At 48.1% G+C, this 11,834-nt stretch carries 12 protein-coding genes; 7 read left to right on the top strand and 5 right to left on the bottom strand.

From position 1 onward, the window contains the following. Window positions 1-687: 687 nt before the first annotated feature. From ACYQ2M_RS13800 to ACYQ2M_RS13770, 7 genes are all read left to right on the top strand, one after another. Entirely contained in the window at window positions 688-1,938 is a 1,251-nt protein-coding gene (locus ACYQ2M_RS13800) for an ABC transporter substrate-binding protein (RefSeq protein ID WP_459916939.1), read from the top strand. A gap of 279 nt (window positions 1,939-2,217) precedes the next feature. Continuing rightward, window positions 2,218-3,105, top strand: coding sequence for a branched-chain amino acid ABC transporter permease (locus tag ACYQ2M_RS13795; protein WP_459916938.1), 888 nt, complete (start codon window positions 2,218-2,220; stop codon window positions 3,103-3,105). Then, a complete protein-coding gene (locus ACYQ2M_RS13790) occupies window positions 3,095-4,207 on the top strand; it encodes a branched-chain amino acid ABC transporter permease (RefSeq protein ID WP_459916937.1) in 1,113 nt (370 codons plus the stop codon). Before ACYQ2M_RS13795 ends, ACYQ2M_RS13790 begins: the two co-directional genes overlap by 11 nt. Continuing rightward, window positions 4,204-4,929, top strand: coding sequence for an ABC transporter ATP-binding protein (locus tag ACYQ2M_RS13785; RefSeq protein ID WP_459916936.1), 726 nt, complete (start codon window positions 4,204-4,206; stop codon window positions 4,927-4,929). Before ACYQ2M_RS13790 ends, ACYQ2M_RS13785 begins: the two co-directional genes overlap by 4 nt. Next, complete coding sequence (locus ACYQ2M_RS13780) at window positions 4,916-5,626, top strand: ABC transporter ATP-binding protein (RefSeq protein ID WP_459916935.1); 711 nt, start codon at window positions 4,916-4,918, stop codon at window positions 5,624-5,626. The genes ACYQ2M_RS13785 and ACYQ2M_RS13780 overlap by 14 nt, the downstream gene beginning before the upstream one ends. Window positions 5,627-6,058: 432 nt before the next feature. Continuing rightward, entirely contained in the window at window positions 6,059-6,880 is an 822-nt protein-coding gene (locus ACYQ2M_RS13775) for an AraC family transcriptional regulator (protein WP_459916934.1), read from the top strand. A gap of 95 nt (window positions 6,881-6,975) precedes the next feature. Further along, window positions 6,976-7,890, top strand: a complete 915-nt coding sequence (locus ACYQ2M_RS13770; protein ID WP_459916933.1) for a DMT family transporter — start codon at window positions 6,976-6,978, stop codon at window positions 7,888-7,890. A 239-nt stretch (window positions 7,891-8,129) separates the two neighbouring features. On the opposite strand, the gene ACYQ2M_RS13765 is transcribed toward ACYQ2M_RS13770, so the two are convergent. From ACYQ2M_RS13765 to ACYQ2M_RS13745, 5 genes are all read right to left on the bottom strand, one after another. Beyond that, on the bottom strand, window positions 8,130-8,534 hold the full coding sequence (locus ACYQ2M_RS13765) for a GFA family protein (RefSeq protein WP_459916932.1): 405 nt from the start codon (window positions 8,532-8,534) through the stop codon (window positions 8,130-8,132). A 12-nt stretch (window positions 8,535-8,546) separates the two neighbouring features. Next, window positions 8,547-8,723, bottom strand: a complete 177-nt coding sequence (locus tag ACYQ2M_RS13760) for a BON domain-containing protein (RefSeq protein WP_459916931.1) — start codon at window positions 8,721-8,723, stop codon at window positions 8,547-8,549. Next, window positions 8,720-9,253: a hypothetical protein gene (locus tag ACYQ2M_RS13755; RefSeq protein ID WP_459916930.1), complete on the bottom strand. Its 534-nt coding sequence runs from the start codon at window positions 9,251-9,253 to the stop codon at window positions 8,720-8,722. The genes ACYQ2M_RS13760 and ACYQ2M_RS13755 overlap by 4 nt, the downstream gene beginning before the upstream one ends. Window positions 9,254-9,965: 712 nt before the next feature. Further along, a complete protein-coding gene (locus ACYQ2M_RS13750) occupies window positions 9,966-10,574 on the bottom strand; it encodes a flavin reductase family protein (RefSeq protein ID WP_459916929.1) in 609 nt (202 codons plus the stop codon). 3 nt (window positions 10,575-10,577) lie between these two features. Continuing rightward, window positions 10,578-11,678, bottom strand: coding sequence for an FmdE family protein (locus ACYQ2M_RS13745; RefSeq protein ID WP_459916928.1), 1,101 nt, complete (start codon window positions 11,676-11,678; stop codon window positions 10,578-10,580). Window positions 11,679-11,834: the final 156 nt, after the last annotated feature.

Genomic DNA, 11,834 nt, shown 5'->3' with positions numbered 1-11,834 from the left:
GCATTGACTTTGCCTGTAAAAACAGATCTTAGCACTACCGCAACATTTTCATGATCCCCCTTGTCTGAAAGGGATTCTAAAGCGTGTTTTCTAACCTTTCGACAATCGATTGTTCGTGAAACAAGAAAAACGTCGCTGTAGTATTCGGGACTTCCTTATAATAAAATTACCCACTCTTGCATGCGGCACTTTGGGGCGGAGTTTTATATAATTGACATGATACAACGAAGATTGAAAATGGCAATATACCGCCCCCAAGGGGCATCCCATCCGTCCCCGGACCGTCGGTCCATTTTTCCTTGGGTCCGAATGGGCCGGATGGGGTGCCCCTTGGGGGCGCTGCTGTCGCTATCTTCACATAACCCTTCTGGCTCTAAGCACCAGCCACAGCGAATAATTAAAAAAATAGGTGCTGTTAAAACCCACCCCCTTTTCCCCTGTCGGTCGTTTGGTACGAAATTTGCTTTTACTCTCCCTGAATCATGGCATTCAATGAACATTGATCGTAGCGAAGGACTTTCTGGTATGGCACCGTGCCTGTGGAATTCATTGTTAAGCTTGGATTCCATGGTTTTCTTGTATTTCCCCAGGTACATCCGGTGTCAGGAAACGGGTCTGGTTAATTTCCGGGCAGATGAAGCTGCAACCAGATCCAGAAAAACTTTTACTCAAATGGAGAAAAGATTCATGGACAGAAAAATGTTTTGGAAGAGATGTGTGGGTACGATGGCGCTGGCCGTTGGCATGATATGTTTAACTTCCGGGCCGTCGGCTTTTGCAGCTGATCAAGTTGTTAAAATAGGTAATATCATTCCTTTGTCCGGCCCGTCTGCCACGGTGGGTGCCCAAGGCAAAAATGCAAGGGAGATGGCGGTGGCAGAAATCAATGCTGCAGGCGGAATTGCCTCCCTTGGCGGGGCAAAATTGGAATTAATTTATGCGGATTCAGAATCCAAACCGGAAAAAGGTGTGGGAGAAGCAGAACGTCTGATCAACACAGAAAAAGTAAACGTGTTAACCGGATGCTGGAATTCTTCGGTTACCTATCCCACCTCCGCCGTGGCGGAACGGTATGGCGTTCCCTTTCTGGTGCCGGTTTCCGTTGCCGACAAAATCACCGAGCAGGGTTTTAAAAATGTGTTTCGCATTGCTGCTAAGGATTCATGGTGGACAAGAGATCAATTTTCCTTTCTCAAGGACATGTCCGCTGAGTTTAATACGGAAATTAAAAAACTTGCCTTTGTGTATGAAAATGGTGACTGGGGGCAGGGCATTGCCGGTAACTGGGTAAAGCTTGCCAAGGAAGCCGGATACGAAGTTGTGTTAAATGAACCCTATCCATCCACCACAACGGATTTAAGCCCGGTTGTTCAGAAAATAAAACGTGCACGGCCAGACGTGCTTATGCTGGTTTCCAATGCCGCCGATGCCATTTTGATCACCAATACCCTGGCAGAGTACCGGGTGAAGTTAAAAGCCATTATCTCCTCCGGCGGTGGCCATGCAGATCCTTCTTTTATCAATGCCACCGGCAAAAGCGCCCAGTATTTATTTGACATTGTTGAGTGGGAAACAGATGTGAATAAACCAGGTGCCAAAGAAGCCAACGAAAAGTACAAAAAACAATATGGACAGAATCTCACCGGTGAGGCAGTGGATGCCTATCTTGCCATGTACATCATTAAAGATGCCCTGGAACGGGCCGCCAGCCTGGACCCTGAAAAAATCAGACAGGCTCTTGCAACCACTCAGTTGACCGATGGCCCCGGGATGATCGTGGGTTACGACAAGGTGGCCTTTGACGAAAAAGGTCAGAACAAAGAAGCCTCTCTTGTCATGGTTCAGATAAACGATGTGGGTAAGGGCCTTGAGCGCATCAGCGTATGGCCCAAATCCGCCCGTCGTGCCGGATATACCCCTGTATTCCCCAAGCCCTGATATTTTGTTTCAATGATTGTTGACTGATATTATTTCGGGCTTGCTCACAACATGGGCCACCCGTCACAGTTGGCGGGCCAACGGGATCAGGCTTGTGTTATTGTACTTTGGACAAGACTCTATATTTAGAGAAAAACACCAACCATAATGTCAATAACGCAAGCCTTACCCACCCCAAATAGGCCCAGGTTGTGGCCAAGCCCATTATTTCTTATCAGGGATATGTGCATGAAGCATATTCCTGATGCATCTCTTTAATGCATGTCTGGAGGCTTTTAAATGCTCTATTTTATTGAAGACACCATCAACGGCATTCTCATGGGGTCCATCTATGGATTGACGGCCCTGGGACTGACCATTATTTTTGGTGTACTGAAAGTGATCAATTTTGCCCATGGATCATTGTTGATGGTGGGGATGTATGTGGCTTACTGGGCGGTAACACTATCTGGAATGCATCCGTACCTGGCCCTGGTGATTGTCATTCCTGCCATGTTTCTGTTCGGGTATCTGCTTCAAGATATCGTTATCAAACCCATTTTCAAAGCAGAGAAAGATGTGCGGGAACCGGTGACTGTGATCATCGTCACCACTGGAATCTGGTATATCCTGGACAACCTTGCTCTTCTTGTTTTTGGTCCTCAGTATCGCACAATTCAGGACAATCCCTTGCGGGGTAAAATGTTTGAACTGGGTGAAATGCTGATTTCCGCACCCAAGTTTTGGGGATTTGTCATTGCCGTTGCTACTGCAGCCGCTGTGTATTATTTTTTTCAATATACCCGTCTGGGCCGGGCCATACGTGCCACCAGTCTGGACAGGGATGCCGCAAGCCTTGCCGGCATCAATCAATACAAAATCTATAACATTGCCTTTGGTATCGGTACGGCGGTTTCCGGTATTGCTGCCATTACATTGATTCCCTTTTATAACACCTTTCCCACGGTGGGGGTCTCCTTTGATATCAAAGGATTCATCATTGTGGTTCTGGGAGGGCTTGGCAGCATTGGTGGTGCCATTGTCGGGGGCATAATTGTGGGGCTGATTGAGTCGGTGGGTCCGCAGTTCATGACGGCCACCTGGACAGAGGCCATTGTTTACGGACTGTTTCTGCTCGTACTGTTTGTTAAACCCTCAGGACTGTTTGGAGAAAAAAATGACTGGTAATGAAACCCTTGCCCCTTCGGATAACCCCTCCGGCGGTACTGCCGGGCCTTCAAGCCTGCCGGGCAGTAAAATGGCAGACCAGGGGTTTACCCCACAAAAAAAAATTGAAGGGCTGTCCCTTCTGGCTGTGTTGCTCATTGCCTTTGGACTGCCCCTGGTCGTGACAAGTCCCACCTACCTTCACATTGTGATTCTGATTTATTTTTATGCATATTTAACCAGTTCCTGGAACATGGTGGGCGGGTTTGCAGGGGTATTACCCCTGGGACATGCTGTTTTCATCGGTACCGGTGCTTATACTTCCACCATTTTATCTTTGCAGTATGGGATTTCTCCCTGGATCGGGATGCTTGTGGGCGGTGTACTTTCCATGGGTATCGGGGTGCTCATTGGTCTTCCCACCTTTAAAATGCGGGGGGCCTATTTTGCCCTTGCCACCATTGCCTTTGCCGAAGGCATGAGAGTGATGGTGGAAAACCTTGACTACCTGGGTCCCTTTAATCTCAATGGTCCCCGGGGACTTCAGATTCCCCCCTTGGATTTTGGTTTTGTTAATTTCATGTTCAGGGGAAAGGAGCCGTACTATTATATTATTTTGATCATGCTCATCGGGGTGCTTGGCCTTACCTGGATTATTTCCCGATCCAAGCTGGGATATTACCTCAATGCCGGTGGTGAAGAACCCGAAGCCGCCATGGCTCTGGGGGTGAACGTAGCCCGGGCCAAGCTGATTGCCATGGCCATGAGTTCTTTTTTAACGGCCCTTGCCGGTACCTTTTATGCCCAGTTTTCCCTTTTTATCCATCCCAAGAGTATCATATCCCTGGATCTTTCCTTTGAAATCGCCTTTATTGCCCTCATTGGTGGCCGGGGTTCCATTGCTGGTCCACTGTTAGGAGCGCTTTTGCTTCGCCCGGTGAGTGATTTTTCACGCATTTATTTTGGAGATGTGTTTCCCGGACTTCATCTGGTTATTTTTGGCGTTATTCTGATTCTGGTTATGATTTATCAACCAAGAGGCATTCAGGAACCGCTGACCCGTTTTTATTACAGGATGCTTGATCGGTTAACGAAAAAAGACCAGACAAAGGAGGGGGCATGAAGATACTGGAAGTGGAAAAAATGGTGATGCGTTTCGGGGGACTTACCGCTGTGGATTCCCTGGATTTAAGCATTGAAGACGGCGAAATCCTGGGTCTTATAGGTCCCAATGGTGCCGGAAAATCCACGGCATTCAACTGCATTGCCGGGGTTCACCCTCCCACGGAAGGAACCATTAAATTCAACGGGGAAGTCACCAATAACCAGAGGCCCTGGGATCTTTGCAAAAAAGGGCTTGCCAGGACCTTTCAGATTGTTAAACCCTTTGCATCCAAAAGTGTGCTTTACAATGTCACGGTGGGAGCCTTTGCCACCACGGATAAAAGAGCCGAGGCAGAGGAAAAAGCCATTGCCGTACTGGAGTCCCTTCATTTTGAAAATAAAAAGGATTTGAGATCCGGTGCCCTGACCATTGCCGATCGAAAACGATTGGAGATTGCCCGGGCCCTGGCCACAAACCCCAAACTGCTTTTGCTCGACGAGGTAATGGCCGGGCTTCGACCGGGGGAGGTGGATGAACTGGTAGAGATCATCCAGGGTCTTCGAAAGTCTGGTGTCACCATTTTTGTGATTGAGCATATCATGCGGGCTATCATGGCTCTTTCGGACAGAATCGTTGTTATTCAGTTTGGTAAAAAAATAGCCGAAGGCACCCCCGGCGAAATCGCTTCCAATGAAAATGTTATCAAAGCGTACTTAGGAGAAGAGTATGGCACTGCTTGAAATCAATGATATTGATGTGTTCTATGGGGATGTGCAGGTTGTTTTTGATCTTTCCCTCAAGATCAACGAAGGCGAAGTGGTCAGCATCATCGGCGGTAATGGTGCCGGTAAATCCACGCTATTAAGAACCATTTCCGGGTTGCTCCAGCCAGCAAAGGGAAGCATCACCTTTGACGGTCATCCGGTGCATGCCCTGCCGCCGGAGGAAATTGTCAACCACGGCATCATTCACGTGCCCGAGGGCAGGCGATTGTTCTCATTGATGAACATCAAGGATAACCTTATTGTGGGGGCTTATAACCCCAGGGCCCGCCAGCATGAGGCCAAAACCCTTGACTATGTTTACGATCTTCTGCCCCGCCTGAAAGAGCGTTCTTCCCAGATTGCCATGACCTTGTCCGGGGGTGAGCAGCAGATGGTGGCCATTGGCAGGGGGTTAATGGGAATGCCCAGGATATTGATGCTCGATGAACCCTCCCTGGGGCTGGCACCGGTATTGATTAAGGAAATTTTTGAAACCGTGCGGGAGATTGCCGATCAGGGCACCACGGTTTTAATGGTGGAACAGGATGTAAATCATTCATTAAGCCTGAGTGATCGGGGATATGTGTTGGAGCATGGCCGTATAGCCATGGAGGGCCCGGCCAAAGAACTTCTGGGCGATCCTCATATCAAAGAGGCTTACCTTGGCATTTGAACCCATTCATCATGTTGTGACCAAGCCCTCACGTTACACTGCGCGGGTATCCCCAGAGTCGTCGATGCTATGACCATCCCCCCTGGTTTACATCCCGTCTGCCGGGTTTTACGCAGCTTTGCATAAGGCCCGGTTTTTTATTTTCTTGTCATCGGCGATAACCTGAAAGGCAGCCGGAGCTGCGTACGGATCGCTTTGTGCAGGCGTACTGACAACAACCTTTACTGCCTCCCCGGGGCTTTTGCTCAAGATTCACAATAGAAACAACAAAAATGTCATCGAAAATTATCGACTGCAGAACGTTTTTTCGAAAGCAGGCGGCAACAGATGCAAACAAACTTGATCCCTGGCTTCTACCCCGTTCTGGAATTTTTTCTACGGTGCCGCAATTTTTTACAATACTTTGGCTGAAAATCCTTTATAATAAGAAAGATGAAAGCCAAGACAGATGTCATATATTACAGGGACCCTGGCCTGCCCGGCATAGATATCTGCCGGGTGGCTCAAAGCCGCCACCACTTCCCAGAACATTTCCACGACGATCTGTACATTGTCAGCCTTATTCTGTCCGGGCACTGCTACTGCCTGGGAAAAGGCCGCCAGGACCAGGTCTCCGGCCCGGGGACCGTGACGCTGCTCAATCCCGGCCAGATTCACACCGGCGCCCCGGCCGACAACAGTCGTCTGGATTATGCCGTCTGCCACTTTTCCCTGGAGGCCATGGCCGATCTGGCCCATGAAGCCGATGGCCACTCCGAAGTAGAATTCACCGCAGCCCTTGTCAAGGATCCCCTGGCCTCCAAATTGCTGGCTCACCTGTTCAAGACCATGATGACCAGCCAGGACTGCCTTGAAAAAGAGGCACTGATGGTTTCTGCCGTCCATTTTATCCTCTCAAGGTACAGCCTTAAAGAAAAACGGGGGCATGGCCGCTTCCTGCACCACCATTCCGTGATCAGGGCCAGACAAATGCTGTCCGAATCACTGGACCAGAAACTTGGTCTTGAAAAGGTGGCCAAAAGCGTGGGCCTGAGCCGGTACCATTTTCTGCGCACCTTTAAAAAAGAGACCGGCCTCTCTCCCCATCTTTACCGAACACTTAAACGAGTGGAAGCTGCAAAACCCCTTCTGGCAAGGGGGATGCCCCCATCCCAAGTGGCCCTGGAGACCGGTTTTTCCGACCAGAGCCATTTTTCTAATACCTTCCGGCGTTATGTGGGTGCCACCCCGAAACAATACCTTATAAATAAATAGAGCATTTTTCTGCAATACGCTTTTTTCTGAATGGTATAGGCTCCCCTGGAATATGTATTTCGATGATCAAGCATCTAAAATCCAAGGAGAACCAAATGGAAAACGCAAGTGCAAAAAAAGTTCTGGGATATGGGTCTTTTATTGATTCACCCTTGCTGCCCTATGTAGCTCTGACTGCCACGGTCATCTTCTGGGGGGCATCCTTTCCGGCCACCCGTGTAGCGGTCAGCCTGCTTCATCCCCAGGCGGTGATGTTCTGCCGCATGGTGGTTGCCTGCCTGATCATGGCCCCTTTTGCAAGACAGCTCACCCCCCTGCTTCTTACGGGCAAGGATCTGAAGCTGATCATTCCCATGGTTCTGCTCCAGCCCTGCCTCTACTTTTTGCTTGAATCCAACGCCTTGACCCTGACCACTTCCTCCCAGGCCGGTGTTATCTCCGCCTCGGTCCCCATTTTGGTGGCCCTGGGTGCCTGGCTTTTTTTAAGTGAAAGGATGAATGCCAAGATTATCCTGGGCCTGCTTGTCTCGGTTGTGGGTGTGGTCATCCTGACCCTTGCAGGTAGGCCGGAACAGACCGGCGACAATCCCATACTCGGCAACTGCTTTGAATTCGCAGCTATGGCCTGTGCTTCGGGTAACATGTTGCTGGTCAAGGTGCTTAGCCGCAGGTACAACCCCTGGAGCCTCACCGGGATGCAGTTTCTGGCAGGCTTGATCTTCTTTTCCCCCGGTATCCGGTACATTGTTGCAGAACCCGGCATCCTGCTCCGCATGGACCTGATTGCCACGTTGTTCCTTCTGGGCGTATTTGCCTCTGTCGGGGCATTCGGCCTGTACAACTGGTCCATGAGCCGGATTCCGGCTTCCCGGGCCTCGGTATTCATCAATCTGGTTCCTGCGGTGGCGGTGTTGCTGGGATGGACACTGCTGGGAGAAACCCTGTCCCCGGGGCAAATCGCAGGTGCCCTGCTAGTGGGATTCGGCGTTTTTATCAGCCAGCGAAGATGAAAACAGTGCCTTCAGTACATCAAAGAATTAAGGCCTCAGCGCCTTGAACAGCCAACGATTCAATAATACGTAAATACGCTATCTTTGAATCCGGATGTATTTTCCCCAGGCAAAGTAGTGTACAGGCGCATGATGGGAAAAACATTCCTTGATTAAACGCCCTGGGCGGACCCGCATGCAGGGTGTTGTGGGGGCTGGGGGATTAAAACCCCCCGGCTACCCGATTATGTGGTTTATGCCTATAACGGTAAAGTCTCTATCATAGGGAACTTATGGAGATCTTTGTCCCAATTTGCTTTGCTGGAAATGAAAATGTGAGCTGTTGGAGTGATGGTGATATCACAATCAAGGCTTCCAGCAGGGACCACCAGAAGTTCACCTCCCATTTGAATATTTGGAAGTGCTGATCCACAAATTGAGCAAAATGATTTGTTGTGTTGAGTTGAAGCTAATGTAAAATGTGTGATTTTATCGTCTCCTGACAACCATTTCAATTTGGCAGTAGAAGAAAAAAGATTGGCTCCATGAGCTGAGCCTGTATCTTTTCGACACCGACTACAATGGCAAAGGTAAAAATTATCAAAATCACCTTCTATTTCGAAAGTGACCTCACCACAAAGGCATGATCCTGGCTTTATACTCATAGATTAAATTCCTCATGATTGTGATTTTAACTGCACTTCTCCCTTGAAGGTTTCAACATTGATTTGTAGCACCTTGAGCATCGGGTCATTAAATATTTGTGCCTTCACCTTGGTGGTGATGACAGAATCATCAAGATATTCTCCGGTGCTTTCTTTATGATGGTTTCCGGCACAGGCAGTCCTTATCAATCAAGCTGCCTGCCAATATCTTCAAAGGCATCCACGACCATTCCGGTTCCAATGGAAATTAACAGGATATCCTGGGCCACGCGCACGAAACGATGCCTTGGCGGTGGCGGCCCCAATTCCACAAGAATGCTTTGCGGAAGCGTATAGAAAATGACTTCCCTGGGAAGCGGTCGGCCTTTGCTCCATTTTTTTGCATGACCGTAGGGGATGCAGCGGTTGCCTTTCTTGACAAGGCCCGGCGGACAATGCCCCTTCCGAAACTGATTCGAATAATATTCGTGGATGAATCGCTGCTTTTGTTCATTGAAGTGGCCGCTCTTCTGGGCGTTATGCCCACTGTTATTGTAGGATTTCCCATGATTGGAACCCTTGTTGTCCGTTTTCCGTTCGCCCCTGGATTCCTGTGTATGCTTTTGGTCCTTTTTCCCGTGATTCCCCTCCGGCTTGCCTGCGAGTGCCGTGTTGGTTGAAAATATTACGGCACCTATGAGCGCCAGTGTAAGGCCTATCTGAAACATAAACCGCTGCATGATCTTAAACTCCTTTTTAGATTCTCAATATACTCGTTATATGGATTTCCTTGGGGCCTGACCGCTTCAATGGCTGTCATTCCATGGAGGTGGGAAACCTCCAATTGCTTGTCTGCAATTTAATCAAGCACCACGAGCGGTTCACGAACTGAACTCAGGATACTGTTGAAAATATCCAAAAACGAATTGTGCACAGATCAGCTCCTTTCTTAAAAATATGAGTATGGGAAAAAACAGTGCTTGCTCGCCGATTAAGAACAAATTTAAAGAGCCTCTACAATAGAATGATCGCGGCTTTTTGTCAAAGGTAGATAACATTTTTTACTGATGTATCTAATTTGATCATTGCAGGGATAGAATGTACGATCAATGATCTTGCTATTCCCCGCCATGAAGTGGTAACCGTACGAAGGGACGGGCTCCTTCCCCAATAACCATCCCTCCCGGGATACCCAGGAGCTTTATTGCTCCTGTGAGGTGATGGTGCTTTATGTGTTCAACAGTAAAGACGACCGGGTGGGGACTTTTTTGCCCATAAAACAGTGCTGGCCACGGGGGAGGGTGGCCAGCTTATGGTTGTCGCCCAGAATTATTATTCGTATTCAAGGCGGATTTTTCCGTACATGGTCGTTCTCTGGACGGAAAAATCCAACGCAAAAGACGGATAAAAAGATAAGTCAGCTGGTATGTCCTTTGACAGAAATCGCCTTATTTATGAAATATATTTATCACCAAGGGCATCTTTTCCTTTGGGAAACATGGCGGAGAACGGTTCAAATTTATCTATTGACCGGACGGTACAAAAATGCATTCCTGTTTTACTTCCGGTCATCATAAGGGGTTCTGCCTTAGTTGTATCAAGGGAGCCGTCGGACCCCACCACCGCATCATCCACCTCCAACCTTAAAACTTTTCCCATGATGAGAATATAGTTCTCCTCTTCATATTCTTTTTCCAAGCGGCATTCCATCCATGAATAGCACCCGGCAATGCCGGGAGCCTTTACTATGTGGGACGGTTTTTCTTCCAGGTTGGCCAGTTGAAATTCATCCACCTCCGGTTGGGTAAATTTTGCAGTTGGAATGACCTTGTCGGCAAAATCAACCCCCGGCAGATTGAGCACAAATTCGTTTGTCTCTCGAATGTTGTTTAACGTGTCCCGTTTCTTAGCCGTGGCGATACAAATCAGATCCAGGGGACGGAGCACCGGCATGACACATGAATATGGCGCAATGTTTCTAACGCCGGTTTGACTGATGGTGGAAATAAACGCCACGGGCAGAGGGATGAACCCTTCACGCATAAATGGTTTGAATATCATGATTTATCCTTTCTCTTTTAGGGCGGTAGCCTTTTTCCATTCAAGATCAATTCCAAGCATCTCTTCCAATGGATTGGTGCCCATGTTAATCAAACGGTTCAGGTCCTTTTTGTTCTTTAACTCCTTGGTCTGAACCACGGAAACAAATTTCTCTAAGTCTTTTTTATTTTCCATTAAGAATCGGTTGTACATGGCATGGAGCCAGGGCTGATTTTTCCAGTCCACCTCTCCATCATCCGGGAAATGGGCAAAGCGTTTAAATTCGGACATACGCCAATCGAAGCGTAACAGATGGGCCTGACCGCTGTTGGTTTTGTTGTTATACACAATGATAATACCCCCCAACTGATCATAGCTTTTTTCTTTTGTTGTCCATGGTCTGCTCCAGGGATATGCCATGGTATAATAGCCATGCTTTCCCGGGGTAAGATTTAAGGCGAGCATTATATAATCGTCCTGGCACCAGGCCGGGGCTCCTATGTAGATGTAGCGCTCCCCCTGACCCAGAGGGATCTTTTCCTGAATGAATTTCACCGTAAAATAACCACTGGACACCCCACAGCACAGGTGATCATGAAACAGGGCTCCCCTGAGTAAATTTTCGGGGATATTATCAGCCCAGCCATTGGCAAGGGTTACAATGGCAAACGCTTTTTCTCCCATTGCCGTTTTAAAGGGGATGAAGGAGGTGCCTTTGCCGATGTACACGTCCAGAAGATCCGAACAATTTATTCCGGCGTCGGTTATGGTAACATACACCATCATCAGTTTGTCTGAGGAGGGTTTTGACACCATAGCAAGCCAGAGTGGTGCATCGTTGCGGTCATGGACCACCAGAAGATTGCCCTTGGCAAAGCTCAATTTTTTGTTGTTGGAAATTATATCGTACAGCCCTTGGGTACTTTGTCCCTTAAAGGTTGTGTACCCGGCATTGGTCAGACAGGCACAGCTGTCATCTTCATTGGGATTAAGCCGTTTCATGGCAATGTCAAAGGCTTCCTGTCCAAGGACTTCAAAATCTTTGGCATCAGCCCGTCCAATACTGTTCCACCCTGACATCACAATGGTCAGAACAAGTATAATAATAAAATTTTTCATTTTCATTTTCATTTCCTCTTATTCAATACCTTCGCCAATTTTTAAAATGTGCTTTTAGCAGGATCTCAAATGTCTATAAGTTGTGGTTTTATCATTTTGAAGGCACATTATAGGGTTGGGATGCTGATCAAAAATATGATTGGCGAAGATATTATTATTAAA

Source organism: Desulfocicer niacini, assembly GCF_054657595.1.
Note: the sequence above shows the minus strand (reverse complement) of the source record. Positions and strands in the feature narration are given on the sequence as shown.

Bases quoted from the DNA above. Each gene is read 5' to 3' on its own strand.
- ACYQ2M_RS13800 (WP_459916939.1), top strand. From the start codon at position 688: ATGGACAGAAAAATGTTTTGGAAGAGATGTGTGGGTACGATGGCGCTG.
- ACYQ2M_RS13795 (WP_459916938.1), top strand. From the start codon at position 2,218: ATGCTCTATTTTATTGAAGACACCATCAACGGCATTCTCATGGGGTCC.
- ACYQ2M_RS13790 (WP_459916937.1), top strand. From the start codon at position 3,095: ATGACTGGTAATGAAACCCTTGCCCCTTCGGATAACCCCTCCGGCGGT.
- ACYQ2M_RS13785 (WP_459916936.1), top strand. From the start codon at position 4,204: ATGAAGATACTGGAAGTGGAAAAAATGGTGATGCGTTTCGGGGGACTT.
- ACYQ2M_RS13780 (WP_459916935.1), top strand. From the start codon at position 4,916: ATGGCACTGCTTGAAATCAATGATATTGATGTGTTCTATGGGGATGTG.
- ACYQ2M_RS13775 (WP_459916934.1), top strand. From the start codon at position 6,059: ATGAAAGCCAAGACAGATGTCATATATTACAGGGACCCTGGCCTGCCC.
- ACYQ2M_RS13770 (WP_459916933.1), top strand. From the start codon at position 6,976: ATGGAAAACGCAAGTGCAAAAAAAGTTCTGGGATATGGGTCTTTTATT.
- ACYQ2M_RS13765 (WP_459916932.1), bottom strand. From the start codon at position 8,534: ATGAGTATAAAGCCAGGATCATGCCTTTGTGGTGAGGTCACTTTCGAA.
- ACYQ2M_RS13755 (WP_459916930.1), bottom strand. From the start codon at position 9,253: ATGCAGCGGTTTATGTTTCAGATAGGCCTTACACTGGCGCTCATAGGT.
- ACYQ2M_RS13750 (WP_459916929.1), bottom strand. From the start codon at position 10,574: ATGATATTCAAACCATTTATGCGTGAAGGGTTCATCCCTCTGCCCGTG.
- ACYQ2M_RS13745 (WP_459916928.1), bottom strand. From the start codon at position 11,678: ATGAAAATGAAAAATTTTATTATTATACTTGTTCTGACCATTGTGATG.